The sequence below is a fragment of the Nocardioides insulae DSM 17944 genome, from assembly GCF_000422825.1.
In the GTDB taxonomy this organism is placed as follows: domain Bacteria; phylum Actinomycetota; class Actinomycetes; order Propionibacteriales; family Nocardioidaceae; genus Nocardioides; species Nocardioides insulae.
The window spans coordinates 153,776-179,806 of the sequence record NZ_KE383929.1; the positions used below are offsets into that span (position 1 = coordinate 153,776).

A 26,031-nucleotide genomic window follows, 5' to 3' on the forward strand; every position below is an offset into this window, starting at 1 on the left:
GCCGAGGACCGATCGACCGCGACCCACTCGCGGGCCGGCCCGATCCGCTGGGAACGGTCAGGCGGATTCCCACAGGCCGAGCAGGTTGCCCTCGGAGTCGGTGAAGTAGGCGGAGAACCCCATCTCGCCGACGGGCGTGCGGGGGACCACCGCGCTCCCGCCCCCGGCCTCGATCTTGCGCAGGGCCTCGTCGATGTCGGGCACGTCGATCACGATGTTGGGCGCCTTGGCGGGGAACTCCGCGGTGCGCTCGAACATCCCGCCGCCGATGTAGCCCGGCTCGGTCGGACCGGTCTCCGGGTCGGTAGGACCGGTCATCACGATCGTGTAGCTCATCCCCGGCATCGACATCAACTGCCAGCCGAAGGTCTCGCTGTAGAAGGTCCGCGCGCGATCCCCGTCGTCGTAGGGGATCTCGAAGTGCACCACCTTGCCCGACATGCTGCCTCCCTGGTGCGTCGGTCTGATGCTCCAGTACAGCCCCGGTCCGGTGGCGCGGTCAACGAATGGAGGCGCTCATCGATTCACGCACCCTCCGGTGACTCCGGCGGCAGGCCGGCGAGCACCTCGCGCAGGAGGTGGAGTGCGTGGACCACGGTGCGTTCCCGGACCATGGTGCGGCCGCCGGCCAACCGCAGCCTACGGTGGTGGCTGCCCGTCGGGCCGTCGACGGCGACATGGACGAGTCCGACCGGCTTGCCCGGCGTACCGCCGCCGGGGCCGGAGATCCCGGTCATGCCGATGCCGTACGTCGTCCCGAGCCTCGCCCGAGCCCCTGCGGCCATCGCACGGGCGACCTCCTCGCTCACCGCCCCGTGCTCCCACAGCAGGTCCTGCGGTACGCCGAGTTGGTCGACCTTGGCGGCGTTGCTGTAGGCGATGAAGCCGCCCGACACGTAGGCCGAGGACCCGGGCCGGGCCAGCAGTCTCGAGGAGAGCAGGCCGCCGGTGCAGGACTCGGCGGTGGCGACGGTCGCTCCCTGGTCGCGCAGGCCGAGCGCGACCACGTCGTCCAGGCTGCTCCCGTCGATGGCGTAGGCCCGCTCCCCGAAGTGGGCCACCAGGGCCTTCTCGAGGGTGCGGTACGCCGCCTGCGCGGACGCCGGGTGGCGGGTGACCACCTCCAGTTCGCCCTCACGCAGGCAGGTGCTGATCTCCAGCGCGGAGAGGTCGTGGGCCTGCTCGTGCTCGCGCAGGACGGCGGCCAACTCCGCCTCGGGCGGACCCCAGACCCGGATGGTCTCCTGGCACAGTTCGGTGTCCTCGCCCAGCGCCCCGGACACCAGGTCGTCGGCCAGGGCGGCCGGCCACATGGCACGGAGCTCGGCCGGCGGCCCGGGGAGGACCAGGACGGCCGGCCCGTCTCCGAGGGCCGGGACCACGAGGCCCGGTGCCGTGCCCACCGGCTCCAGGATCCGGGCGCCGCGGGGGACCAGCGCCTGTTTGCGGGTGCCGGCCTCGAAGTCCGCCGGGGGAGTCGACCATCCGCGGGCCCGTACCAGTCGGTCGACGATGACAGCGATCCGGTCACGCAGCGCAGCGTCGTACTCGAGGGGGCGGCCCTGGAAGTCGCCGACGAGTTCGGCGGTGAGGTCATCGGCGGTGGGTCCCAGGCCCCCGGTGGTGATCACCAGGTCGTTGGTCGCGGCGAGATGGGCGAGGGCGGAGCGCATGTCGTCGGGCCGGTCGCCCACGACCACGATCTGCCCCACGTCGACGCCGCGCTCTCGTAACCGTTCGGCCAGCCAGGGACCGTTCGCGTCCGCGACGCGGCCGGTGAGCACTTCGGTGCCGGTGACGACGATGCCTGCCCGTGAGGTCATGGCGGGATCGTACGGCCGACGGTGGGACGACCGCGTCAGCCCGCGGCCTGGTCCGGCGCTCCCGGGGCGGCGGCGTGGGTCAGCGCCCACTCCAGGGCATGGTCGGCGACCGCTTCCCAGCCGGGTGCCGCGCAGGTCCAGTGGTCCCGATCGGGGAACTCGTAGTACTCGGTCAGGGCCGGGGAGTTCTTGTAGTGCTTGGCGTTGGACTTGTTCACCGACGGCGGCATGATGTGGTCCTTCTCGCCCCCGATGAACAGCAGGGGAGCGCGATCGGCGGAGAAGTCCACCCAGGTGTCCTGATGACCGGGCTTGAAGTTCGCGAACAGTCCATATTCCCAGACCCAGGCCCCCGGTGCCCCGATGGCATAGCGTTCCCACACCGCGAGGGACTCCTCCTCGGTGAGCGTGTTGGTGAATGCGTAGTGGAACTCCTCGGGGGTGAAGGCGACCGCGCGCTTGCGGTTGGCCGGGTTCTTCAACGCGGGGAACAGCGAGCGGGCCTGGGAGATCGGGTTCACCCGCACACCCTCCGTCGGCGCGGAGTTGATCGCGACACCGGCGGCGCCGAGACCTCGGGCGAGCAGCAACTGCGTCATGGTCCCGCCGAAGGAGTGGCCGACGATGATCGGCGGCGTAGCGACCTGCTCGATGACGCCGGCGAGGTGGTCGACGGTCTCCGGCACGGTGAGGTCGGCGATCACCTCGGGCCGTTCCCGCAGTGCCTCGACCTCGATCTCGAAGCCGGGGTAGGAGGGGGCGAGGACGGTGAAGCCCTTCGCCTCGTAGTAGGGCACCCAGTGCTCCCAGCAGCGCGGGGTCATCCACAGACCGTGGATCAATACGATGGTGTCGGGACGGTCGCTCATGACGATTCTTTCTCCTCGGATGGTCGATCAGGAGTGGATGAAGGCGAGCAGATCGGCGTGCAGCCGCTCGCGATCGGTGTCCGGGATTGCGTGTCCGCTGCCCGTGTAGACGCGGAGTTCGGCGCCGTCGATCATCGCCGCGGACCGGCGACCGCCCACGTCGATCGGCACGATCTGGTCGTCGTCGCCGTGGATCACCAGCGTCGGCACGTCGATCTTCTCCAGATCCGGGCGGAAGTCGGTCGCGGAGAAGGCGGCGATGCACTCGTACGCCGCACGATGGCCGCACGCCATCCCCTGCAGCCAGAAGGCGTCGCGCAGACCTTGCGCGACGTCGCCGCGCCGGTTGTGCCCGAAGAACGGGCCGTCGGCGAGGTCGCGGTAGAGCTGTGCCCGGTTGGCGCGCTCGCCCGCGCGGATCTCGTCGAACACCTCGATCGGCAGCCCCTCCGGATTGTCGGCCGTGCGCACCATCAGCGGCGGTACGGCACCGACGAGGACCAGCTTGGCGACCCGGGCGGTCCCGTGCCGACCGACGTAGTGGACGATCTCGCCACCGCCGGTGGAGTGGCCGATCAGGGTCGCCTCCTCCAGGCCGAGGCCGTCCATGAGGCAGGCCAGATCATCGGCATAGGTGTCCATCTCATTGCCGTGCCAGGTCTGGCTGGACCGCCCGTGACCACGGCGGTCATGGGCGATCGCGCGGTGCCCGTGCTCGGCGAGGAAGAGCGCGGTGGCCTCCCAGGCATCGGAGTTCAGCGGCCACCCGTGGCTGAGCACGACCGGCGTACCGTCAGTGCCCCAGTCCTTGTAGAAGATCTGCGCACCGTCGTCGGTCGTCACGTAGGGCATGGTCTCTCCTCGATCTCAGCGCTCGGTCCCTCGGAACCTATGGCGGGGCCGACGGCCCCGGTATCGGACGCATGACTGAGATCCGACACCTCCGTCACTCCGAGTGCGCCTCGGCCACGTCGCGGAGCTGCGCCCGAGATGACACCCCCAGCTTGGGGAAGGCGTGGTACAGGTGCGTGGACACGGTGCGGGGGGAGAGGTAGAGCGCAGCGGCGATCTCACGGTTGGTCATCCCGCTCGCGGCCAGGCGTACCACCTGTCGCTCCTGGCCGGTCAGCTCGATCCACGCGGAGACACCGGCCGGGGGCTCGGTGGCGGCGATGCCCGCGGCGCGGAGCTCGGAGCGCGCCAGGTCCGCCCAGGCCCGGGTGCCCAGCCGTTCGAAGGTGGCGAGGGCCGGCAGCAACTGTGCCCGGGCATGGGTCTGCCTCCGCCGGCGGCGCAGCCAGCCGCCGTACTCCAGGCGGGCGTTGGCCAACTCGAAGGGCCACTGGGTGGCGGCCGGGTCGGTGACCGCGGCCAGGTGGAGCGGTTCGGCGTCCTCCCCGGCGAGGAGCGCCCGTGCCCGGGCCAGCTGGAGACGGTACCTGGGGCCGGCGTCGGTGAGGCGCTCGGCTGCGCGTGCGACGATCGGCTCGGCCTCGGACCTCGCGCCGGCCCGCACCGCGGTCGACACGCAGTGCCCCAACTCCCGGTAGGCGACGTGAACGTGCGTGGGCACACCATCGTGATCGAAGAGCAGCCGCAACTCGTCCCAGGCACCCTGGACGTCCTGCTCCGCGAGGCGCGCCCAGGACAGGGTCACGCGCACATTGGCCTCCAGTGCGACGTACTCGCCGACACCGAGCTCCTGCAGGATCCGTTCACACAGCTCGCGGGCCCTCTCCGCGTCACCGCGGATCCCTGCCACCTTCGCCCGCATGTCCAGGCCGTCGTTGGCTGCGGTCCCCAGGTTCCTGGCCTCGGCCAGATCCAGCATCAACCGACCGGATTCGTCGGCGGCGTCGTAGTCGCCGACGGCGAACTGGACCAGCCCGAGCGCACTGAGGGTCTGGGTCATCGCACCCGGTGCGTTCGCCCGTCGCATCAGATCGACCGACCGGCCCAACCGGGCGAGTCCGTGATCGGGGGCGTCGAGCAACCAGGCGGCGGCGCCAAGCATCATCTCGTGGACGGCCGCGAACACCAGGTGGTCGCCCTGTGGCACCGGGGCCTCACGGACGAGCATGAGCACCTCCGGCGCCGGTAGTAGTGGGTCGACCGCCATCCGCGTCCACGCTCGCGCGGCGGCGTCGAGCTCGGGGGATGGGGTCGGCAACCCGTCGGTGGCCCGTTCGAAGCGTTCGAGCCAGCGCGCCAGCGAACCGGAATCCTCACCGTTGCGATACACCAGCACTGCCAGCGTGGTCAGCGTCGACCAGGCAGCGACCGGCTGCGCCTCGATCAGCTCTGCCAGTACGTCCTCCACCGCGGTACGGGCAGCACGGGTCTGACCGGTCTGGGCGAGCGCGTAGGCGGCCAGCTGGCCGGCCTGGATCGCGATCGCCGGGTCCTCGCTGCGGTCACGGAGCCGGCCGGCGACCTCCACCACCCAGGCGAAGTCACCGGCGGAGGAACTGAGCACCGCCGAACGCAGCAGCCGTTCCTCCCGGGCGGCTCGGGTGGGACTGAGCTCGGCCGAGCGTCGCAGCAGGCGGGCCGCCTCCGATGGCGCACTGCGATGTTCGGCCAGATCGCCCGCCTGCGCGAGCGCTCGGGCGACGGACTCGTCGGGGCCGACGGTGGCCTCGGCCCGGTGCCACACCTGCCGCGCAGGATCGTCGTCGTACGCCTCCGCGAGGAGCGCGTGGGCGCGAAGCCGCTCGGCGCTGGTCCCCGAGGAGTACGCAGCCGCCCGGGCGAGCGGATGCCGGAAACCCGCTGTCCGGTTCGTCACGCGGATCAGGCCCGCCGTCTCGGCGGGCTCCAGATCCTCCAGGAGGCGATCGGCGTCCACCACCCGGGCGAGGGCACCGAGATCGCCGTCGCACGCGGCAAGGAGCAGCAAGGTCCGTCGCGTGCCGGCGGGACATCGTGCGATCTGCTCCCCGAAGGCGCCCTCCACACTGGACGGCACGACGCCGTGGAGGGAGTGGTCCACAGCCGCTCTGCCGAGCTCCAGCAGGGCCAGGGGATTGCCGGCCGCCCGATCCAGGACCGAGGGGAGTGTCATCGCGCTCAACTCGACCCCCGCCATCCGGAGGAGCGCTCGAGCCTCGCTCTCGCCCAACGGACCCAGGCCCACCTGCGGATGACTGGTGAGCACCGCCGGCGGCACCTCGCCGCGGGCTGCCGCGAGGATCGAGACGCGGGAGCCGGTCAGCCGGTGCGCGACGAAGCCCAGGACCGACAGCGAGGTGTCGTCACACCACTGCACGTCATCGAGGACCAGGAGCAGCGGGTGCTCGTCGCCGAGATGCTCGAGGTGCTCCAGTACGTCGAGGCGAAGTCGCAGCGGGTCGCAGGGCAGGCCGTCGGTGGCATGAGGTACGACCCGCTCCAAGATGGACTCGCCGCCGAGTGAGGTCAGTAGGTCGACGAGCAGGCCGTACGGCAGGTCGCGCTCGCTCGCATGGCAGGTGAGGAAGACGACGCGGGTGCCCGCGACGCCGGCCGCGCGTGCTGCCACGGTCAGGACGGCGGTCTTGCCGGACCCCGGGATGCCGAGGACCACCGCTGTCCGGGAACCCGTGTCGAGCAGCTCCTGGACGCCGGCGAGGGTCGGGTCGCGGCCCACCAGCCCATCGAGCTCACCGGCCCAGATGCCGGTCCCGCTGCTCAGCATGGTCCGAGCGTAGGGGTGCCACTCGGTCCGGCGCCTCTGTTCGCCGAACCAGGTGCCGGCGACGCCCGAATTCGACCATGCGTCGGCGCAGGTCGTTTCGAACCAGCACCCTGCGTTGCGACGTGTTCCGTTCACCCGGCTGACGCTCCGGGCCGTACTGTGCCGATGTGGTTGTCAGTCGAAGTGCTCTGGTCGTCCTCGTCGGGGAAGCCGAGCCCGCAGTGGGCGAGCTGCGGCGTGAACTGGATCCAGTCGCACAGTTGGGCGTCCCGGCCCATGTGACCGTGCTGTTTCCATTCATGCCCGCCGATGAGCTCACCGACGAAGTCCTGCTCAGTCTCGCCGGATTGTTCCGAGCCGTGCCGTCCTTTCGGCACTCGTTCGTGCGCACCGGGTGGTTCGGCGAGGACGTGCTGTGGCTCGCTTCAAACGCGGACACGATCCTCAGATCAATGACGGGACTGGTCGCCGACGCCTTCCCGAACTACCCGCCCTACGAGGGGGAGTTCGACGACGTCGTGCCGCACCTGACGATCGGTGATCGAGGTCCGAGGGATGCGATGCGAGTTGCGGAGCAGAAAGTGCAACCTCATCTGCCGATCCAGACGATCACTCGCGAGGTGACCCTCTTGGTCGAGCAACCCTCGGGTCGGTGGGAGGCAGCGGAATCCTTCGCGCTGGCCGACTGAACGCTCAGCAGGTGCACTCGCACTGGTCGATCGCCGATAAGCGACATTATGTCAGGTATTAGTCTGTGTATTGCATCAGATGAATCAATCGCAGGCGGCTGACCCGCTGCCCCGCTCGTGGGCTGGGGGGCCTCGGCGCGCGGGTGCACTACCGTTGGGCCGCAGGCAGCGGTCCCTCCGGCGCATCAGGAGACAACAGGTGCAAGCAGTTCTGATCGTCGTGACCCAGGTCGGCATACTGACGTTCGTCGTTGCGGGCATGGCCGGTCTCGGCCTGAGCCTCACGATCTCGCAGATCCTGACGCCGCTGCGTGACACCCGGTTGGTGGTCGGCGTGCTGGTCGCCAACTTCGTGCTGGTGCCGGCCGTCGCGGTGCTCGCCGCGCGCGGACTGCCGATGGACGACGCGGCCGGCACGGCCGTGATCCTCCTGGGATGCTGCGCAGGCGCGCCCTTCATCCCGACGTTGGCGAAGCTCGCGCACGGGGACGCAGCCCTCGCGGTCGGCACCATGGTCCTGCTCATGGTGATCACGGTCGGGTTCGCCCCGGTCGTGGTGCCCCGGGCGGTCGAAGGAGCCGAGGTGTCCACCTGGGACATCGCACAGTCGCTGTTGCTCTTCATGCTCCTACCTCTGGCCGCCGGCCTCCTGGCGCGCGCCCGCTACGCCTCCGCCGCTGAGGCTGTGGTCGGCGGGTTCAACCACGCCTCGACTACGGGACTCGCCATCGGCGTCGTCGCCGGCCTGCTGGTGACGTGGCGCGACGTCCTCGGATCGATCGGATCCTGGATCTTTGTCGGTACTGTCATCGTACTTGCCGCTGGGATCGCCGCAGGCTGGCTCTCGGGCTTCGGTCGTCCGACGGGAGATCGCACCGTGCTCGGCCTCGCGGGCGCCCAGCGCAACATCTCCGCTGCCCTAGTCATCGCCGCGCCTCTCGACGGCGATGTCGTCGTACTGACGCTGGTGGCGGCCCTGGTGATCCCGATAGCACTGATCCTGCTCGCCGCCGAGATCGGCCGCCGCAGCGACGGCGAGACGACGACCGCCTGAGCGACTCGACAGAGCCCTTGTCGCTACGATCACGACACCTACGTGAGGAGCTTGTCATGACGCAGACAGTCACGCCCGAGACCTACATCCGCGCCGAGGTCGATGGCCGGTTCGCGCTGTTCCAGCAGCGCGCGGGCGGGGTCAACGCCTTCTACCTGATCCCCCGGCCGGTGCCCACCGATGAGCAGCCGGTGGTGCGGATGAACCGCGACACGCTGTACGGCGGCAGTGTGATCGACACCAGCGCCGGCGCCCGTGTGTACGTGCCGGAGGTGACCGACGGGCGCTACCACTCGCTGTTCGTGATCGACAACGACCACTACGTGCTCGATGTGATCCACGAGCCCGGGTGGCACGAGATCAGCTCCCCGACCCGGTACTGCTGCGCGGTGCCGCGCGTCGAGCTCAAGGACATGCACGACGAGGACGAGATCGCGCTGGTCAGCGAGATCCTCCACCAGTTCAAGATCGAGGCCGGCAGCGCCGAGCCGTTCCCGGCACCCGACTGGGACTTCGACTCGATGTTCGCGCTGCGGGCCGAGTACGAGCAGGAGTTCCGCACCTTCGCCCAGTACCCGGCGGACTGGATGGATCGGCGAGGCGCCGCCAACGACGAGACTCGCCACCTCGCCGCTGCCGGCGCGTGGGGCCTGTTCCCCGAGCAGGAAGCGGTCTACATCAACTACACCGGGCCCCGCGACGCGACCAAGGCGTACGTCGCGACGTACGAGGTGCCGCCGAACGACGCGTTCTGGTCGATCGCCGTCTACGGCGAGGACGCGTTCTTCCACTCCATGAACGCGACCCTCTCCCCCGAGACGACGACCTTCAACGACGACGGCACCTTCACCGTCTACTTCGGGTCCGCCGACCTCGTGGGCGACAAGCCCAACCGCCTCGACATCAGCGAAGGCTGGAACTTCCTGATGCGCGCCTACCAGCCCGGCGCCGAGGTCCTGGCCCGGAAGTACACCCTCCCCGACGTGACCGAGTACGCCGGCTGACCGGCACCGCCATACTGGCCGACGGGAGGCGCGATGGACGACGGTCGAGACAGGCCGCGATCGCGATCTCGGGCTGACGACATGGCCGTCCCGCTGTAGATGGAGCGGGTTGGCAGGCTGTCGTGGTCCTTCGTGGGCTTCGCACTGGCAATCATCTTGCTCGTCGCTGCGATTGCGGCGGTGCAGGAACTTGTGGTCCCGTTGGTGGTCGCCGGTTTCTCGGCCGTGGTGTTCGCACCGGTTGTCGACTTCTTCGCGCGACACCGAATTCCGTGAGGGCCGGGTGCGGTGCTCACCACGGCTCTCGTCGTCGTCGCGGCCGGCGCCGTCGTGGTTGGGCTCATCGACCGCGCAGATGAACTGCAGGAATCGCTCGAACCCGCGTGGGACGAGCTCGGCGATCACGTCGACGGCTCGGGGCTCGCCTGGCTGAACGACCACCTGGATCTCAGCACGGTGGGCTCCTCGATCCTCAAGGGCGCCGACACCCACGTTGGTGCGCTCTTCGGATCCGCGATCGGACTGGTCACAGGCTCGATCCTTGGCTTGGTACTGCTCTACTACCTTCTCAAAGACGGGCGCTACCTGCTCGCCCATCTGGTGCAGTCGCGATCTCCGCGCCCGTCCGCCCAGACAGAACGCATCCTGTCGCAGGCGGCCGCGTCCGTCCGAGGTCATGCCCGTGGACGCTCTATCTCCGCGCCCGTCCGCCCAGACAGAACGCATCCTGTCGCAGGCGGCCGCGACCGTCCGAGGTCATGCCCGTGGACGCTCTGCCCTCGCGGCCGTTCAGGGCGCTTTCGTCCTGGTCGCGATGCTGGTGCTCGGTGTGCCCCTGGCGGCGACGATCGCTCTCGTCAATTTCATCGGCGCCTTCGTCCCTTAACTCGGCGCCTCCGGCGGCGGAGCGTTCGCCGTGGTCATGGCGTTATCCACCGGGAGTGTCCCGCTCGCGCTGTGGGCACTGGCCGTCGTCGTCGTCATGAACGTGGTGGTCGAGAACCTGTTCGAGCCCCGATTCATCGGTGACAGCATCGACCTCCATCCCGTTGTAGTGCTGCTGGCGACAGTCGCCGGCGGCCTGCTCGCCGGACTGGTCGGGCTGATCCTCGGTGCTCCTGCCGCCGCGATCGGCTCAGACCTGCTTCGAGAGCTCAGACAGTCAGGCTTCTTCGACCGCACCCGAGCCACCGGACCTGGCAACGAACCGGATGAGAAGACCCAGCCCGACGTCGGCTGATCAACTCTCGACCACACCTCACCCGCACGATCTCCCCTGAACGCTCCAATCCCCGCAAGCGGAACCGCGTGCGGAACGCACGCAGGTCAGGACACCGGCGTCATTGCAGCGGTCCCGCAGGGCCCGTCCGGATGCGCTCCCCCGGTGCGCGCTCCCCGGGCGGCACCGCCGGTCCGGGCGGGGTCAATACGCCGGGTCTTGATACGCAGGCTTTCCACTAGTGGGCTGCGGGCACCTGCTGAATCACCGAGACGGACTCCCCGTCACTCCCCCAGGTCGACCAAGCACGCGGAGTTGACCCGGAGGAATGCTGCTTCGACAGGGTGCATCGCGAGCGGCGATCTGGGACCGTCGAAGGGCCACCGATCATCGGAGGCGTCGGGAGATCACCAGGGGTCGACCTCGAGAGGAATCCATGTCCCACCATTTCGACACAGAGATCGCGCGTGATGATCCGCGTCTGGGCATCTGCGATGTCTACCTGTTTCGTGGGCGTCCGGGGTACGTGACGATGGCGATGACTGTGAACCCCGATGCGGGCGTCAACTCTCCTGAGACCTTCCACGGCGAAGGCCTGTATGTCTTCCGGTTCGACATCGACGGCGACCTGCACGAAGAGGTCAGCTGGAAGGTCCGCTTCGGCGACGTGGAACACCGTGCGGACGGCAGCCACGTGCAGAGCTACGAGGTGATCCGCGCGAGCGCTCCGGGACCGTCCGGGCTCGACGGCGAGGTCGTTGCATCCGGGCGCACAGGTGAGATCGTGACCGCTTCCTACACCGGTTCGGTGCGCGCGTATGCGGGGCCGGCGCCAGACCTGTTCGCGGCGAACCGCAAGGGTCTGCAACGCTTCCGTACCGACCTTGGCAGCGGCCGGTTCACACCGGAGGCCTTCCAGGATCCCGAGAACTTCTTCGCCGACCGGAACGTGACCGTCATCGTGCTCGAGGTGCCGGTCGAGGCGATCGCCCCCGCGGGGACCGCCGTGCATGCCTGGGCAACGGTCTCGCTCTACGGGCATGCCCCCGAGGTGCAGGTCTCACGGTGGGGACTTCCGCTGATGACGCACATCTATCTCGTGCAGGCCCCGGACAAGGAGGAGCACAACCAGATCCATCCCGCCGCCGAGACCGAGAGCCACCTGGATCTGGTCCGCTCCGCGATCCGCCACGCCACCTCCCTGGCCGGCGCGGTGGAGGACCCAGCGGCGTACGCCGACGCGCAGGCCCGTCGACTGGTGCCGAGCCGCCTGCCGTATGTGCTGGACACGCCCGCCGCGTTCGAGACCGACCGCTTCAACGGCCGGGCCCTGACCGACAACGTCATGGATGCGATGCTCTCCCTGCTGACCGGCACCTCGATCGAGAACGGCATCCGGGTCGTCGCCGAGAACACCCTCGAGGAGTTCCCCTACTTCGGCCGCCCCTACCCCGACCCAGTCGGGGCCGAGTGACCCGGAGAATCCCCCCGCCGCCGGTTCGGGCACTCCCCTGCTCATATCGGCGATGGCGGGGCGGTCGGATCGGCGTAGCATTTCGTCGTGGGTTCCGGCCGGGGCCCGTGCGCTGCCTCGACTGGTTCCTGGACACAACGAGCCGAGGGAGAGAGTCATGTTCATTCAGGTTGTACAGGGGGCCTGCAGCCGGCGGGACGAGGCCCATGCACTGCTCGACGAGTGGCGGCGTGAGCTGTCGCCGGGGGCGTCGGGCTGGCTAGGAGGAACCTACGGGTTCACCGACGATGACCAGTTGATCGCCGTCGTCCGCTTCGAATCGCGCGAGGCGGCGATGGCCAACTCGGATCGCCCGGAGCAGGGCCGATGGGCCGCCCGGTTCACCGAGGTGATGGATGGGCCGATGGAGTTCCACGACTGCGACGACGTGACGCTGATGATGGACGGCGGTTCGGATGCCGCCGGCTTCGTACAGATCATCAGAGGGCGGGTCGAGGACGCCGGCCGGCTCAAGGCGATGATGGCCGACACCACCACGATGCACGAGATGAGACCGGAGATCCTGGGTGGCACTCTCGCGATCGAGCCGGACGGCACCTTCACCGAGACCATCGCGTTCACCAGCGAGGAGGCTGCGCGTGCCGGCGAGAAGATCGAGCCACCTGCCGACGTACGACGCGAGCTGGCGTACGCGATGCAGGGCGCGACCTTCTTCGACCTCCGCGACCCCTGGTTCGAGAGCGCCTGAGGCGGTGAGTGAGAGATGGTCGAGGATCTTCAGGTCATCGCGAACATTCCCGCCGCCGACCTCGAGCGTGCCCGTCGGTTCTATGCCGACAAGCTCGACCTGACCGCTGCCGAGGAGAACCCCGGCGGCCTGCTGTACCGGACCACGGGCGGCACCACCTTCCACCTCTACGAGACCGAGCACGCCGGCAAGGCAGAGCACACCGTGGCCCAGCTCAGCGTGCCCGATGTCCGCAGCGTGGTCGACGGGCTGCTCGCCAAGGGCGTCGAGTTCGAGCACTTCGAGATGCCCGGCCTGAGCTGGGACGGCGACGTCGCGAGGCTGGGCGAGCTGGGACATGCGGCGTGGTTCAAGGACAGTGAGGGCAATGTGCTCTGCCTTGACGACGCCGTGCCGTCCTAGCCATCGGCGAACTCGCCGCGGGGTCTGATCGACATCATCGCGGGCTGTCGTCGGTCACGGTGGTTGCCACCCCACGTTCGTCCCAGTACGACGGGTAGTGCCGAATCGGGCCGCACGCGGATCGCCCGTTTCGCCGAGGTCGTTCCGGGTACCTCACCAGGACGGATCCGGCACCAGCGAAGGGAGCCCGACATGGGTGAGTTCGACAACAAGGCCGAAGACCTCAAGGGGCGCGCGAAGGAAGCCACCGGCGCCGCCACGGACAACGAGGAGCTCAAGGCGGAGGGCAAGGCCGACCAGGCACGCGCGTCCGCGAAGGACAAGGTCGAGCAGGTGAAGGACAAGGTCGAGGAGAAGATCGACAAGTGGACCAAGTGATCCGCTGACGTTCCGCGAGGCCGTCGCCCGAGTCAGGGCGACGGCCTCCTACGTCGTGACCAGCGCTCGGCACCCGGTCGGACACGCGGCGGCGCCAGCTCGCTGGCACGGGGGATCCACCCGGTGAGGGGCCAGCGCCTCTCCCCTGTATTGAGGTGACGCCGACCCTGTCCGGGCGCCTATGCTCCCGCTATGTGGGTCGGCGTCCTCGGCCCGACGCTCGTCAGCGATGCCGGGCGGTCGATCGAGATCCAGACTGCCAAGCACCGCGCACTGCTCTCCGCGCTGGCGCTCGCGTCCGGGCGCGCGCTGTCGAGTGAGAGCCTGATCGCAACGCTGTGGGGCGCCGGTGCACCTCCGAGTGCCGCCGGCACCCTGCAGACCTACGTCTCGGCCGTACGCCGCCTGCTCGAGCCCGGTCTGGAGCCGCGGGCCACCTCGTCGTACCTCGCCAGTGTCGACGGCGGCTACCGGCTCCGGGCCGACCTCGACGGCGCCGAGTTCACCACCACGGTGCGGGAGGTACATGCCGCGATGGCGCCGCTCACCGCGGCCGCGGTCCCCGTGGCCGAGGACCCGAGCGAGGTCGCGCTCCTGCAGGAACGGTTGGACGCCGTGCTGGCCCTGTGGCGCGGAGAACCGTACGCCGACCTGCCCGACTCCGACCTCGTCGTACCCGAGCGCAGCCGGCTGCGCGAGCTGTGGCTGCTGGCCCGCGAGGATCGTGCGACCCTGCTGGTCGCTGCTGGACGGGACGCCGAAGCGGCAGCGGAGCTGGAGGCGCTGACCATCGAGGAACCTCTCCGGGAGCGACCCCGGGCACTCCTCGCGATCGCACTGGCCCGCTCGGGTCGCCAGGCCGACGCGCTCGCGGCACTGGACAGCCTCCGGTCCGTGCTCGACGAGGAGTTGGGGCTGGAGCCCTCTCACGCCGTCCACGAGCTCCAGACCACGATCCTCCGTCAGGAGCTCCCCGTGCCGCGCCCGCGGCGATCACCGGCCGGACCGACGGGACACGCCGGACAGGCCGGAACGGTTCGGAGGGAGCGGCCGGAGGCGGTGGGCGAGCCCGCCCAGACCACGATCGTGCTCCCCCACTGGTCGATGGTCGGCCGCGAGGCTCAGCTGGACGTACTGGAGGCCGCGCTTGCCGCGGCCGAGGGTGGAAGCCCGCAGTTCGTCACCATCCGTGGAGCCGCCGGGGCCGGGAAGACCAGGCTCGGGGCCGAGTTCGCCCTGCGTGCCCAGCAGCGCGGCGCCCTGGTGCTGGTCGGTCGGTGCTCCCAGGAGGAGGACGCTCCCCCGCTGTGGCCCTGGCTGCAGGCACTCGGTGATTCGGTCGCCGGTCTCGACGACGCCGAGCCCGATCACGATGCCGCCAGGTTCGCGGTGGCCGAGTCGATCCGTGGCACCCTCGCCGACCTCGCTCGTGACCGGACGGTGGTGCTGGGCCTGGAGGACCTGCATTGGGCGGACACCTCCACGCTCCGGGTGCTGCGCCACCTCGCCGCGCACCTCGACGTCGGCCGGTTGCTGATCGTGTGCACCTGGCGGCGGGGTGCGAGAGTGCACCTCCGGCCGCTCGCGGAGGCCGCTGAGGCACTCGCCCGCCGCCATGCCACCCATCTCGAGGTCGATGGGCTCTCGGTCGACCAGACGGCTCAGCTGATCGCCGAGGTGACCGGCCAGACCGATCCGGGGCTCGCCGCCGCCCTGCACCAGCGGACCGATGGCAACCCGTTCTTCCTGATCGAGTACGGCCGTCTGGCACGGGACGAACGGGCCGACCCGCGGACGGTGCTGGACCAGGTGCCGCCGACCGTGGCAGCGGTCGTCGACCGGAGGATCGCGCAGCTCCCTGAGCGGACCCGCGAAGCGATGACGGCCGCGGCGGTCATCGGCCGGGAGTTCGGGCTGGACCTTCTCTCCGGGGCGATCCGGGTGGAGGAGGACGCGGCCCTGGACATGTTGGAGCCCGCCCTGGAGGGCGACCTCATCGCGGACCTGGGTGGGGATCGCTATCGGTTCGCACACGCGCTGGTCCGGGACGGGGCCTACAGCGCGCTGGCGGCCTCTCGCCGCGAGCGGATGCATGCCACGGTCGCCGGCCTGGTCGAGACCGCCCCCGATGCCGATCGCCGTGCCGCCGAGGTCGCCCGCCACTGGACGGCCGCCGGGCGACGACACCGGCGTCGCGCCTGCACGGCAGCGGCGTACGCCGGGGACCGCGCGATGAGCGCGCATGCCGCCGACGAGGCACGCGACCACTACGCGGCGGCCCTCGCCCTGTACGACGAGGACGACGCGGGGCTCGCACGGGAGCGCTACGACCTGCTGGTCCGGTACGCCGAGGCCTGCCGCTGGAGCACCCGCCGGTTGGAGATGCATGCGGCGATCGACGAGGCGGTCATCCTCGCCGGTGGGCTCGACGACCCGGAACTCGTGGTGCGGGCCGCGACCATCGCGACGTCCGATGCGCTCTGGCCGGCGCGCTCCTACCACGAGCACAACGACGACGTGATCGCCGTGATCCGCGGGACCCTCCCGGCACTACCGCGCGACAGCGCCCTGCGTGCGCGGCTGCTGCTGGCGCTCGCGGCGGAGTCGTACTACGCCGCCCAGAGCCAGGAGCTCGACGCGCTCTGCGAGGAGGCGATCGCGACCGCGCGCCGGATCGAGGACCCACGGCTGCTGATCGAGGCGCTGATGGGAGCCGCGGTCGCGACCTGCCGCCGCAGCACTGCTCCGCGTCGCCGCGCCTGGACCGAGGAGGCGCTGGCCCTCGCCGTCGCCCACGGTGACCAGCGCGCCCGAACCAATCTCCGGGCCCTGCTGGCCTCGATCCTGTGCGAGCTCGGCGAGGTGGGCTCGGCCCGCGCGGAGCTCGACGCGTTGGTCGAGGTCGCCCGCACGCAGAAGCTCTATTTCGTGGAGATGGTCGTGCTCACCCTGGCCCACAGCTGGGCCGCGATGTCCGGTGACAGAGCCGAGATCGAGGGCACCTTCGGGCGCCTCATCGCCTGCTTCGACCGGGTCTCCACCTCACACAAGGTGGACACGGTGCGGGGCGCCGCGCTGTTCGTGCCGCTGTGGGACCCCGACGCCGAGGCGCCGCCGGCCGAAGAGGTGGTCGCCTACCTGGCGGAATCCGAGCTCCCGGTCGGCGGCGCCGCCGCGGTGATGGCCCTGCGCAAGGGTCAGCCGGACGCCGCTCGGCTGATCCTGGACACCTACGGCGTGGAGCTGGAGACCGACAACTGGTTCTCACCCTTCCTGTGGGCGCTGGGAGCCGAGATCGGGCTCGGGCTGGGGCGCCCCGACCTCGCCGCACGCGCCTACACCCGGCTCGCGCCGTACGGCGGGACCTGCGTGATCTCGGGTACCGCACCCGCCCACGGACCGGTCGACGCCTACCTGGCGCTGGCCGCGGCGGCCACCGGGGAGACCGATCTCGCGACCGAGCACGCCGATGCCGCGCTCGAGCTCATCCGGGCATGGCGGATCCCGCAGGTCGAGCGTTGGTTGCTCGATCTGCGGGAACGCCATGGGTTCTAGCGCAGTGCCGATCGGGGCCGGCGAGTGCCGGCTCGGCGGGTCGCCTCGACGGAGGCGAACGCGGCCGGCGCCCCACCGGTCTCGCGTGCCGCGCGGACCGGTCAGCGCTCCCCTACGACCTGGCTCCGGCCGGCAGGTAGCGCAGCGCCCGCTTCGTCGCCCGGCGGTAGCGGGGCAGGCCCACCCACCACACGACCCGCATCGCCTGACCGGCCAGCCCGAAGGCACGGTTGAGGGCCTCCCCCGGCAGCCCGTCCGCGATCCACGGCACCACGAAGAGCATGAACCCGATCGAGTGCTGCCCATGGAAGTGCTCGGCCTCGAGTCGCTCCCAGTCCGCGGGCGACATGTGGCGTTGGAGGATCACCAGCGCCTCCGCCTCCTCGTGGGCCAGATGCTGCCCGAGCACCTCACGGGTCTCGGCCAACCGCACCGCAAGTGCGGCCCGGGTCTCCTCGCGGTGCCGGGGCTCGGCGTGGATATCGGCGAGGACGGCGAACCGCTTGCTGCAGATGTCCAGCAGCGGATCAATCCGTTCGTGTTCGGCCTCCATCGCCTCCAAGGTCGCCCGCTCCTTCTGATCCGCCCGCTCCAGGAGGTAGGGCCAGATCCCGGCGTCCTCACCGGTGTGATGGCCGTGCAGGACCTCGCCGAAGAAGGCCCACCGGTCAGCGAGGGCGGCCCAGGTCGCGGTGTCCCCCGCCGGAGTGTGCTCGGCCGCGGCGGCGAAACGGTGCAGTTCGCGCCGGAAGGCGTGGTGCATCACGTACATCATGGTCATGTCGACCGGTCCTGGTGGTGCTGCCGCCTGGCCGGCGAGCAGCAGCGGTTCGGGGTCCTCGGTGGTGGTCTGCTTGGAAGCTTCGGTCGCGCTCATTTCGGTTCTCCTCCTCGGTGTGGTCACGGGTCGTGCTGAGTGGTGCGTCACGGTGGGTCAGACCGAGACCGACGTACGATCGGTGTCGGTGTCGTCGTCGGGAGCGGTCGCGCAGGGCGCCGGGTGGGCGAAACCACGTCCCGGGAACCACCAGTTCCAGCGGCCGAGCAGCGTCATGGTGGCCGGCACCAGGATCATCCGGACCACCGTGGCGTCGAGGGCGACCGCGACTGCGAGGCCGACGCCGATCATCTTCACCACCACGCCCGGCTCGGTGGCGAAGCCCAGGAACACGGCGACCATGATCGCGGCGGCCACCGAGATCACCCGGCCGGTGGAGGCCAGGCCGCGCACGACGCTGCCGCGCGCGTCGCCCGTGTCGAGCCAGTCGTCGCGGATCGCCGAGAGCAGGAAGACCTCGTAGTCCATCGAGAGTCCGAAGAGCACCGCGAACAGCAGGATCGGCACCCAACTGGACACGGGGATGGCGTGGTCGAGGCCGAGCAGTCCGGCGCCGTACCCGTGCTGGAAGACGAGCACGAGTACGCCGTACGCCGCGGCGATGGAGAGCAGGTTCATCACCGCCGCCTTGATCGGGACGACGACCGAGCGGAACAGGATCATCAGCAGGATCACCGACATCGCGACCACGAAGCCGACGACGATCCAGAGCCGCTCGGCCAGTATGTCGGAGATGTCGCCGAGGATCGGCGTGTAGCCGGTGGCCTCCACCCCGTCCGGAAGTACGTGGGCGCGCAATTCGTCCAGGAAGGTTGCGGTCTCCTCCGCGATCGGTGCCGTGGTCGGCTCGATGTCCCATACCGCGACCGCACCATCGGGTGAGGTGACGGCGGGCCCGGAGAGGGCGACCTCGGGCAGCGCGTCGACCTCGGCGTGCAGCGCCGCCACCTCCTCCCCCGAGAGCTCATCGAGGTCGGCCACCAGCGTGATCGGACCGTTGGTCCCCTCGCCGAACTCGGTGCTGACCAGGTCGTAGGCCTCGCGGGTGGTGCTGCCCTGCGGGTCACTCCCCCCGTCCTGCGGCCAGGTGTGCATGCCCAGGGCGGGTGCGCCGAGCCCGACCAGGATGACCAGGGCGAGGGTGCCCCAGGCGATGGGCCGCCGGGCGACGACCCGGGCCCACCGGCCGGCGAGCGGCTCCCGCGCCTCCGCGAGGTCCGTCTCCGTGATGGGCACCCCACCGGCCTTCCGCTCGCGGCGGACCCGGCGCGGCAGCAGCCGGTGGCCGGCCAGGGCGCACAGGGCCGGGACCAGGGTCAGGGAAGCCGCCATCACGCCGATCACGGCCAGCGCGGTGGCGAAGCCGAAGGCGCTGAAGGTCGGCAGTCCGGCCAGCCGCAGGCCCAACAGGGAGACCAACACGGTGAGGCCGGCACCGACGACCGACCGACCGGCGATCGCGGTGGCCCTCGCGGCCGCTTCCCGCGGGGTGTCACCGGCGCGCAGACGAGCGACGTGCCGGGTGAGGATGAGAAGGGCGTAGTCGATGCCGACGCCCAGACCGACCATCGTGGCCACCGTGGGGGCCGTCGGTGACACGTCGGTCAGCCCGGCCAGCAGCATCACCCCGGACGAGCCGGCGAGCAGCCCGCCCAGCGCGGTGGCGATCGGCAGTCCGGCCGCGACGACCGAGCCGAACGCCAGGACCATCAGCAGCAACGCGATGCCGACGCCGATCAGCTCGCCACGGCCGTCGAACTCCCCGGCGCTTCCGGGGACCTCGCCGCCGAGTTCGACCTGGTAGCCGGCCTCCTGGGCGGGTTCCGCGGCTGCGGTGAGCGGCTCGGTGTTCCCCAGGACCTCAGGATGGGTGACGTCGACGGCGTACCGGACCTGGAGCAGCGCCGTGTCGCCGTCCTCGGAGATCCGCGGCGTGACCCCGGCGATGTGCTGCGTCTGGCTCAGTTCGGTGACGACGTCGTCGACCACCGCTGCGTCGAGCGGCGCATCGTCGTGGAGCACGACCTGCGCCGCGGCCCCACCCGCGTCGGGGAAGTGTTCGCGAAGCGTGTCGACCCCCGCTTGGGCGCGGGTGCCGGGGACATCCCAGTCCTCGCGGAGGTCGCCTCCCGCGACCGTGCTGAGGCCGCCGAGGGTGAGTAGGACCAGCAGCCAGCCGGCCAACGTGCGCCAGGGGTGGGCGGCGCAGGCCGCGCCGACTCGGTGAAGCGTGTTCATCTCGGACTCCGTGGGTTCGGTGGATCGGTGGAGCCACCGTCACCCGGGTCGCTCGAGCGACACTTGAGTCCGACTGGAGTGCGACTTGAGTCCTCGGCTACGTCGTCCCACGGGTGTCACGTCCGCGGTAGACCGGGTGCGGTTTGCCGGGTCGGGAGGTCGGCCGGGACGATCGCGGGGGCGGAGGCGCCTCCCCGCCCCCGGCAGGCCCCGGCAGGCCCCGGTAGGCCGCGGCAGGCCCCGGCGGGCCCCGGCAGGCCCCGGTGGGTCCCGGTAGGTCCCGGCGCATCCCGGGGCTCGGCAGTTTCAGGCGGGCTCAGGCGGGCTCAGGCGGGACGGTGGTTCTCGGACCAGGAGCGTGCGATGAGGTCGCGCAGCACCTCGCTGTTGATCGCGTCCAGCCGCTTGATGTACAGGCAGCCCTTGCCGGTCGTGTGCGGGCCGAGGCGCTCGAGGATCCCGGTGTGCGAGCCGTAGTAGGTGAGCCCGTAGAGCGTCAGCGCGGTCTTCCTCGCGGCCAGGCCGACCGCGAACCATTCCCGTTCCTTGCCGTCGGCGGTGGTGTACGGCTGCTGGCCGAAGCCGATGATGCTCGACCCCCACACCACCGGCTCCGCTCCGGTCACCTCGCGCATCATCGCGAGCACGGCCTCTGCGTCCGTACGCCGGCGCGGATCTCCGACGCCCGCGAGCGCTGCCTCGGCCGCGGTGTCGGTGGGTCGTGTCTTGCGGTCAGCCCCCGGATCGGGAGCCGGTGCGGAGTCGGGTCCGGACTCCCGCGCGCGGGCCTCGGTCAACCGCGTGATGGCGCTGGGGCCGACCCCGTGCAGCGCCAACAGGTCGCGGAGGTCGGCGGGCAGGTCGGTGAGAGTGCGGTAGCCGGCGTCGATGAGCGCCCCGGTCGCCGGCCGGCCGATCTTCACGCCGTCGAACACGGGGCCACGATCGGTCATGCCCACACCCTACGGCGAGGTGCCCGGCAGGAGCCCGAAATCGGACCGGGCGGTGATCCTGACCCAGACACCGGAGTCGTCCCCTGAGCGGTCGATGTCCAGCCGAGCATGCGCGTGAGGGAGAGACGGTGGCTACCGGCGTCCCACGCGCAGTGCGACGGTCACGACCTCGTCCACCTGGACCTGCTCGGCGCGGCGTACGACGTCCTTGACCGGGAGCAGGTACCGCCCGTCCTTGGGGAACAACGCGGTCGTGAACTCGGTCTCACCGATCAGCGCCACGACCGGCACCTGCCCCCAGTACTCCATCCCCTTGGCCGCGAACTTGATGTCCTCGCTCTCCTCCTCGGGGATGGCGACGAAGTAGAAGGGCGCCGGACCGCGCCACTCGATCACGCCGCCCGCGAACCTGAAGTCCATCTCGCTCATCCAGCGAGTATCGCGCCTCCGCCGGGCTCCCTGTCGCACTCATGGGTTCCTCGCAGCGGGCCGACTCCCCGGGTGTGCCGACCCGATCCGCCGCACGCACGGTTGCCCGGCTGATCGGAGCGGGCTAATCGGAGCGGCTCGAGCCCTCCGAACGGGGCAGGTCCTCGATCGGAGCGGTGAGCTCGTCCATCACTGCCTCGGCGACGTCGTCGTCGGCGGCATCGGCCACGTTCTCGGCCTCCAGCAGTTGCTCCTCCACCTGCTCGGCAGCGGCGGCGATGTCTTCGGCGGCGACCTTGCCCGGCCCCTGCGCGTGCAGCACGAACTCGGTGAGCAGGAAGAGGCTGACGTCGTCGTCGGTGCGCTCCGAGCCGACCTTGAAGGGCTGGTCGATCACATTGAGCAGGCGCAGCAGGTAGATGAAGAAGAACGACAAGAAGGCCAGCGTCACCAGCGACTCCACCATCCCGCCCATGTCGGTGAAGAGGAGCATCGCCATGATGATCACGACCAGGCTCATGATCATCGCCTTCGCGGAGGGCAGGAACTCCTCGCGCTGGATGTGGTACATCCGAAGCACCGCCTTGCGGATGCCGGCCTGCTCGGCGCGCAGCCGGACGATGTAGTTGGCCGGCACCTCCGACTCGTCCAACTCCCCCAGCACGGTCGAGATCTCCTCCACGGCCTCCTGGCACTCGCGGGTGTTCCCGGCGTTGATGTCGGCGCGCAGGGTGGCCACCACGCTGACCAGCCGCTCGCGCAGTCGGTCGAGGTCCGGCGCTCCCCAGACCCGGTGCATGCCCTCGGCCTCGCGGAGGATCGCGTAGAGCCCGCCGGCGATGTCGGTGGGGGCACGTTCGGCGTCGCGGTAGTCGGACAGGGTGCCGGCCACCACGAGCCCCATCACGAACACGCCGCCACCGATGATGCTGGAGGCAAGCGGGGTGGCTTCCATCCCGGTCACGCCGAGACTCCACAGGATGGCCCGGATGCCGACGATCACGGCGACGACCACGACCGTCTCTGCGGCGACCCGATAACTTCCGAACATTGCGCGTGTGCCCATGCTGCACCCCTGCGTGAGGATCGCCTCACACTACTCCGCTCGGGCCGCCTTGGGCACCGTGCTGCCGGCGGGGGCGGGCGAGACCCTCGGCCCGAGGCGGTACGCCGCCTCGCCCACCCCTCGCCCACCCCTCGCCCGGGCCTCGCTCAGCCGCTCCCCCGAACAGGCGGTCAGCCCCCGACGTACTCGGCGAGGTGCCGGCCGGTCAGGGTGGAGCCGTCGGCCACCAGGTCGGCGGGGGTGCCCTCGAACACCACTCGGCCACCGTCGTGGCCGGCGCCCGGGCCGAGGTCGACGATCCAGTCGGCGTGGGCCATCACGGCTTGGTGGTGCTCGATCACGATCACCGTCTTGCCGGAGTCGACCAGGCGGTCCAGTAGTCCGAGGAGGTTGTCCACATCGGCGAGGTGCAGCCCGGTGGTGGGCTCGTCGAGGACGTAGATGCCGCCCTTCTCCTTCATGTGCATCGCCAGCTTGACCCGCTGCCGCTCGCCACCGGAGAGCGTGTTCAGCGGCTGACCCAGGCGGAGGTAACCGAGACCGACGTCCTCGAGCCGGGCGAGGATCGAGGCCGCGGCCGGGGTCTTGGCCGGACCGGAGGCGAAGAACTCGTGCGCCTCGGCGACCGGCAGATCCAGCACCTCGGCGATGTTGAGCTCACCGAGCCGCAGCTCTAGCACCGCCGCCTGGAAGCGCTTGCCCCCACAGTCCTCGCACGGGGTCGACACGGTGTCCATGAAGCCGAGCTCGGTCACGATCACGCCGGCGCCCTTGCAGGAGGGACAGGCGCCCTCGGAGTTGGCACTGAACAGGGCCGGCTTGACGTCGTTCGCCTTCGCGAACGCCTTCCGGATCGGCTCGAGCAGCCCGGTGTACGTCGCCGGATTGCTGCGGCGCGACCCCTTGATCGCCCCCTGGTCCACCGTGACGACACCCTCCCGGCCCGAGACCGACCCGTGGATCAGCGAACTCTTGCCGGAGCCGGCCACCCCGGTGACGACGGTGAGGACCCCCAGCGGTAGGTCGACGTCGACCTCGCGCAGGTTGTGCTCGTCGGCGCCGCGGATCTCGAGCACTCCGGAGCGTGAGCGCACCGACTCCTTGAGCTTGGCCCGGTAGGAGAGGTGCTGCCCGGTCCGCGTGCCGCTCTCCCGCAACTGCTCGACGGTGCCCTCGAAGACGACCTCGCCCCCCTCGGTGCCGGCGCCCGGACCCATGTCGACCACGTGGTCCGCGATCGCGATGGTCTCGGGCTTGTGCTCGACGACCAGCACGGTGTTGCCCTTGTCGCGCAGTTCGAGCAGCAGGCTGTTCATCCGCTCGATGTCGTGCGGGTGCAGCCCGATGGTCGGCTCATCGAAGACGTAGGTGACGTCGGTGAGCGCCGAACCGAGATGGCGCACCATCTTGGTGCGCTGGGCCTCTCCTCCGGAGAGCGTGCTGGAGGGACGGTCGAAGGATAGGTAGCCGAGCCCGATGTCGATCATCGACTCCAGCAGATGCAGGAGACTGCCGAGCAGTGGTGCGACACCGGGGTGGTCGATGTCGCGCACCCATCCGGCCAGGTCGGTGAGCTGCATCGCGCACGCCTCGCCGATGTCGACGCCCTCGATCTTCGACGAGCGGGCGGAGTTGTTGAGGCGGGTTCCCTCGCACGTCGTGCAGGGCTTGAAGACGGCCGCGCGCTCGACGAAGGCCTTGATGTGTGGCTGCAGTTGCTCAGGGTCCTTGCTGAAGATCGACTCGCGTAGCTTCGGAATGAGGCCCTGGTAGGTCATGTTCATCCCGAGCGCCTTGAGCTTGCCCTTCTCGCGATGGAGGAAGTCGTGGCGCTCGGCGTCGGTGTAGTCCTTGACCGGTTTGTCCCCGTCGAGCAGCCCGGTCTCGGCGAAACCCTTCACCATCCAGCCGTCGGCCTTGTAGCCCGGAACCAGGATCGCGCCTTCGTTGAGCGACTTCGACTCATCCACGATCACCGCGAGATCGAGATCCGAGACGGTGCCTCGCCCCTCGCACGCGGGGCACATGCCGCCCAGGTAGATCTGCTGTTTGACCACGTTCTTCTTGCCGGACTCGGTGATCGACACGCCCCCGACCTTCGTGGTCGGGATGTTGAAGGAGAACGCCGTTGGCCCACCGATATGGGGCTCCCCGAGCCGGGAGAAGAGCTGGCGCAGCATCGCGTTCCCGTCGGTGACCGTGCCGAGGGTCGAGCGCGGGTTCGCCCCCAGCCGTTCCTGGTCGACGAGGATGGCCGTCGTGAGGCCGGTCATCGCGTCGACCTCGGGCCGCGGCAGGTTCGGCATGAAGCCCTGGACGAAGGTGGAGTAGGTCTCGTCGATCAGACGCCGGGACTCCGCTGCGATGGTGCCGAAGACCAGCGAGCTCTTGCCCGAACCCGAGACCCCGGTGAAGACGCTGAGCCGTCGCTTGGGGATCTCGACCGAGACATCCTTGAGGTTGTTCTCCCGGGCACCGGTGACCTGGATCAGGTCGTGGGCGTCGGCAGCGGAGTGCGGGGCCGTGCTCATCGTGTCTCCATCCGTCGGTGCTGGACCGCCAGGGCGGTCTGCAGGGACTCTGTCCGGCCGGGGTGGTCGACCGGCTTGCCGCAGTATGTCGGATCGGTGTCCGCCGGCTCCGGCGCTCCCTCGACGGTGGTGTCCTCCCGGACCCGTACGCCGTACGCGGCGGCCGTGGTCTGCCAGCACATGGTGGTCTCAGGACACCTGCTGGATGCGGACCGTGTTGCCCGCGGGGTCCCGGAAGGCACAGTCCCGAGAGCCCCAGTCCTGGTCGGTCGGTTCCTGCATGACCTCGGCTCCGGTGGCCTGCACCCGGTCGAAGACGGCGTCGACGTCCTTGCTGGCCAGCATGATGCTGGCGAAGGTGCCCTTGGCCATCATCTCGGTGATGGTGCGACCCTCCTCCTCGGTGATGCCGGGGTCGGCGGTCGGGGGGTAGAGCACGATGTTGGTGTCGGGCTGGTCCGCCGGGCCGACGGTGATCCAGCGCATGTTCTCGTAGCCGACGTCCTTGCGGACCTCGAAGCCGAGGCCGTCCCGGTAGAAGGCCAGCGAGGCCTCGGCGTCGGTGTGCGGCAGGAAGCTTGCGTTGATGGTGATGTCCATGCCGTTCACGCTAGTGCGGGGCCGACCCGCTCGCTTCTCGATTCCTGATCGGTCTGGTGACCCGTTTGGCCACGCACGGAGGGAGCCCGTCGGTGGAGGTCGCCGCCTCCCTCCGGTAGGCGCTGGGTGAGAGCCCGACCAACTCGGTGAAGCGGGTGCTGAAGGTGCCCAGCGAGGAACAGCCGACCGCGAAGCAGACCTCCGTGACGCTGAGCTCGCCCCGCCGCAGCAGGGTCATCGCCCGCTCGATGCGGCGCGTCATCAGGTAGGAGTACGGCGACTCGCCGTACGCCGCCCGGAACTGGCGGCTGAGGTGGCCCGAGGAGATGTGCTCGGCGCGGGCGAGCGCCTCCACGTCGAGCGGCTGGGCGTACTCCCGGTCGATGCGGTCCCGGATGCGGCGCAGCCGACGCAGATCATCGACCCGGGCCGCCGGCGCACCGCTGCTGGTCATGAACCCCGATGCTACGTGCCGCTCCCCCACC

General features: G+C 70.1%; 22 protein-coding genes and 2 pseudogenes. 11 read left to right on the plus strand and 13 right to left on the minus strand.

What is annotated here, in order from left to right; translation table 11 throughout:
- Window positions 1–57: 57 nt before the first annotated feature.
- The 5 genes from G515_RS0115320 to G515_RS23960 form a co-directional block, all read right to left on the minus strand.
- Entirely contained in the window at window positions 58–441 is a 384-nt protein-coding gene (locus G515_RS0115320; RefSeq protein WP_028660845.1) for a VOC family protein, read from the minus strand.
- Between the two features lie 83 nt (window positions 442–524).
- Entirely contained in the window at window positions 525–1,823 is a 1,299-nt protein-coding gene (locus G515_RS0115325) for a competence/damage-inducible protein A (RefSeq protein ID WP_028660846.1), read from the minus strand.
- Window positions 1,824–1,858: 35 nt separating this feature from the next.
- Entirely contained in the window at window positions 1,859–2,692 is an 834-nt protein-coding gene (locus G515_RS0115330; protein WP_028660847.1) for an alpha/beta hydrolase, read from the minus strand.
- 27 nt (window positions 2,693–2,719) lie between these two features.
- Window positions 2,720–3,544, minus strand: coding sequence for an alpha/beta fold hydrolase (locus G515_RS0115335; protein WP_028660848.1), 825 nt, complete (start codon window positions 3,542–3,544; stop codon window positions 2,720–2,722).
- A 94-nt stretch (window positions 3,545–3,638) separates the two neighbouring features.
- A complete protein-coding gene (locus G515_RS23960) occupies window positions 3,639–6,368 on the minus strand; it encodes a helix-turn-helix transcriptional regulator (RefSeq protein WP_028660849.1) in 2,730 nt (909 codons plus the stop codon).
- A gap of 221 nt (window positions 6,369–6,589) precedes the next feature.
- Between G515_RS23960 and G515_RS21775 the strand changes: the two genes are divergently transcribed.
- From G515_RS21775 to G515_RS0115400, 11 genes and pseudogenes are all read left to right on the plus strand, one after another.
- Window positions 6,590–7,057 carry a 2'-5' RNA ligase family protein gene (locus tag G515_RS21775; RefSeq protein ID WP_169570656.1) on the plus strand — a complete coding sequence of 156 codons (468 nt, stop codon included), beginning with the start codon at window positions 6,590–6,592 and terminating at the stop codon, window positions 7,055–7,057.
- 199 nt (window positions 7,058–7,256) lie between these two features.
- Window positions 7,257–8,111, plus strand: a complete 855-nt coding sequence (locus G515_RS0115350; RefSeq protein ID WP_028660850.1) for a bile acid:sodium symporter family protein — start codon at window positions 7,257–7,259, stop codon at window positions 8,109–8,111.
- Window positions 8,112–8,167: 56 nt separating this feature from the next.
- On the plus strand, window positions 8,168–9,115 hold the full coding sequence (locus tag G515_RS0115355; RefSeq protein ID WP_028660851.1) for a DUF1214 domain-containing protein: 948 nt from the start codon (window positions 8,168–8,170) through the stop codon (window positions 9,113–9,115).
- A 132-nt stretch (window positions 9,116–9,247) separates the two neighbouring features.
- Window positions 9,248–9,391, plus strand: a complete 144-nt coding sequence (locus tag G515_RS23360; protein ID WP_157571137.1) for a hypothetical protein — start codon at window positions 9,248–9,250, stop codon at window positions 9,389–9,391.
- A 12-nt stretch (window positions 9,392–9,403) separates the two neighbouring features.
- Window positions 9,404–9,805, plus strand: a pseudogene (locus tag G515_RS24015) (hypothetical protein); the annotation flags it as partial.
- A 211-nt stretch (window positions 9,806–10,016) separates the two neighbouring features.
- Window positions 10,017–10,355: pseudogene (locus tag G515_RS0115375) on the plus strand (AI-2E family transporter); the annotation flags it as partial.
- 415 nt (window positions 10,356–10,770) lie between these two features.
- Window positions 10,771–11,808, plus strand: a complete 1,038-nt coding sequence (locus tag G515_RS0115380) for a DUF4331 family protein (RefSeq protein ID WP_036555877.1) — start codon at window positions 10,771–10,773, stop codon at window positions 11,806–11,808.
- 157 nt (window positions 11,809–11,965) lie between these two features.
- Entirely contained in the window at window positions 11,966–12,556 is a 591-nt protein-coding gene (locus G515_RS0115385; RefSeq protein ID WP_028660855.1) for a hypothetical protein, read from the plus strand.
- A gap of 15 nt (window positions 12,557–12,571) precedes the next feature.
- Window positions 12,572–12,958, plus strand: coding sequence for a VOC family protein (locus G515_RS0115390; RefSeq protein ID WP_028660856.1), 387 nt, complete (start codon window positions 12,572–12,574; stop codon window positions 12,956–12,958).
- Between the two features lie 192 nt (window positions 12,959–13,150).
- Window positions 13,151–13,336, plus strand: a complete 186-nt coding sequence (locus G515_RS0115395) for a CsbD family protein (protein ID WP_028660857.1) — start codon at window positions 13,151–13,153, stop codon at window positions 13,334–13,336.
- A 192-nt stretch (window positions 13,337–13,528) separates the two neighbouring features.
- Entirely contained in the window at window positions 13,529–16,891 is a 3,363-nt protein-coding gene (locus tag G515_RS0115400) for an ATP-binding protein (RefSeq protein WP_028660858.1), read from the plus strand.
- A gap of 112 nt (window positions 16,892–17,003) precedes the next feature.
- On the opposite strand, the gene G515_RS0115405 is transcribed toward G515_RS0115400, so the two are convergent.
- The 8 genes from G515_RS0115405 to G515_RS0115445 form a co-directional block, all read right to left on the minus strand.
- On the minus strand, window positions 17,004–17,768 hold the full coding sequence (locus tag G515_RS0115405) for a hemerythrin domain-containing protein (RefSeq protein ID WP_028660859.1): 765 nt from the start codon (window positions 17,766–17,768) through the stop codon (window positions 17,004–17,006).
- A gap of 57 nt (window positions 17,769–17,825) precedes the next feature.
- Window positions 17,826–19,967, minus strand: coding sequence for an MMPL family transporter (locus G515_RS21780; RefSeq protein WP_051218464.1), 2,142 nt, complete (start codon window positions 19,965–19,967; stop codon window positions 17,826–17,828).
- A gap of 326 nt (window positions 19,968–20,293) precedes the next feature.
- Window positions 20,294–20,920, minus strand: a complete 627-nt coding sequence (locus G515_RS23840) for a DUF1801 domain-containing protein (RefSeq protein WP_084653641.1) — start codon at window positions 20,918–20,920, stop codon at window positions 20,294–20,296.
- A 132-nt stretch (window positions 20,921–21,052) separates the two neighbouring features.
- Window positions 21,053–21,349 (minus strand): DUF1905 domain-containing protein, encoded by a 297-nt coding sequence (locus tag G515_RS0115420; RefSeq protein ID WP_245565431.1) that lies wholly within the window; start codon window positions 21,347–21,349, stop codon window positions 21,053–21,055.
- 124 nt (window positions 21,350–21,473) lie between these two features.
- Window positions 21,474–22,415: a hypothetical protein gene (locus G515_RS0115425; RefSeq protein ID WP_157571140.1), complete on the minus strand. Its 942-nt coding sequence runs from the start codon at window positions 22,413–22,415 to the stop codon at window positions 21,474–21,476.
- A 170-nt stretch (window positions 22,416–22,585) separates the two neighbouring features.
- Window positions 22,586–24,946: an ATP-binding cassette domain-containing protein gene (locus G515_RS0115430; RefSeq protein WP_028660862.1), complete on the minus strand. Its 2,361-nt coding sequence runs from the start codon at window positions 24,944–24,946 to the stop codon at window positions 22,586–22,588.
- A 189-nt stretch (window positions 24,947–25,135) separates the two neighbouring features.
- Complete coding sequence (locus tag G515_RS0115440; protein ID WP_028660864.1) at window positions 25,136–25,546, minus strand: VOC family protein; 411 nt, start codon at window positions 25,544–25,546, stop codon at window positions 25,136–25,138.
- 10 nt (window positions 25,547–25,556) lie between these two features.
- The gene (locus tag G515_RS0115445; RefSeq protein ID WP_028660865.1) at window positions 25,557–26,000 is read right to left on the minus strand and encodes a helix-turn-helix transcriptional regulator; all 444 of its coding nucleotides are present in this window, start codon (window positions 25,998–26,000) and stop codon (window positions 25,557–25,559) included.
- Window positions 26,001–26,031: the final 31 nt, after the last annotated feature.

Coding starts and splice junctions, on each gene's coding strand:
- G515_RS0115320 (WP_028660845.1), bottom strand. CDS start 441: ATGTCGGGCAAGGTGGTGCACTTCGAGATCCCCTACGACGACGGGGAT.
- G515_RS0115325 (WP_028660846.1), bottom strand. CDS start 1,823: ATGACCTCACGGGCAGGCATCGTCGTCACCGGCACCGAAGTGCTCACC.
- G515_RS0115330 (WP_028660847.1), bottom strand. CDS start 2,692: ATGAGCGACCGTCCCGACACCATCGTATTGATCCACGGTCTGTGGATG.
- G515_RS0115335 (WP_028660848.1), bottom strand. CDS start 3,544: ATGCCCTACGTGACGACCGACGACGGTGCGCAGATCTTCTACAAGGAC.
- G515_RS23960 (WP_028660849.1), bottom strand. CDS start 6,368: ATGCTGAGCAGCGGGACCGGCATCTGGGCCGGTGAGCTCGATGGGCTG.
- G515_RS0115355 (WP_028660851.1), top strand. CDS start 8,168: ATGACGCAGACAGTCACGCCCGAGACCTACATCCGCGCCGAGGTCGAT.
- G515_RS0115380 (WP_036555877.1), top strand. CDS start 10,771: ATGTCCCACCATTTCGACACAGAGATCGCGCGTGATGATCCGCGTCTG.
- G515_RS0115385 (WP_028660855.1), top strand. CDS start 11,966: ATGTTCATTCAGGTTGTACAGGGGGCCTGCAGCCGGCGGGACGAGGCC.
- G515_RS0115390 (WP_028660856.1), top strand. CDS start 12,572: ATGGTCGAGGATCTTCAGGTCATCGCGAACATTCCCGCCGCCGACCTC.
- G515_RS0115395 (WP_028660857.1), top strand. CDS start 13,151: ATGGGTGAGTTCGACAACAAGGCCGAAGACCTCAAGGGGCGCGCGAAG.
- G515_RS0115400 (WP_028660858.1), top strand. CDS start 13,529: ATGTGGGTCGGCGTCCTCGGCCCGACGCTCGTCAGCGATGCCGGGCGG.
- G515_RS0115405 (WP_028660859.1), bottom strand. CDS start 17,768: ATGAGCGCGACCGAAGCTTCCAAGCAGACCACCACCGAGGACCCCGAA.
- G515_RS21780 (WP_051218464.1), bottom strand. CDS start 19,967: ATGAACACGCTTCACCGAGTCGGCGCGGCCTGCGCCGCCCACCCCTGG.
- G515_RS23840 (WP_084653641.1), bottom strand. CDS start 20,920: ATGACCGATCGTGGCCCCGTGTTCGACGGCGTGAAGATCGGCCGGCCG.
- G515_RS0115420 (WP_245565431.1), bottom strand. CDS start 21,349: ATGAGCGAGATGGACTTCAGGTTCGCGGGCGGCGTGATCGAGTGGCGC.
- G515_RS0115425 (WP_157571140.1), bottom strand. CDS start 22,415: ATGGGCACACGCGCAATGTTCGGAAGTTATCGGGTCGCCGCAGAGACG.
- G515_RS0115430 (WP_028660862.1), bottom strand. CDS start 24,946: ATGAGCACGGCCCCGCACTCCGCTGCCGACGCCCACGACCTGATCCAG.
- G515_RS0115440 (WP_028660864.1), bottom strand. CDS start 25,546: ATGGACATCACCATCAACGCAAGCTTCCTGCCGCACACCGACGCCGAG.
- G515_RS0115445 (WP_028660865.1), bottom strand. CDS start 26,000: ATGACCAGCAGCGGTGCGCCGGCGGCCCGGGTCGATGATCTGCGTCGG.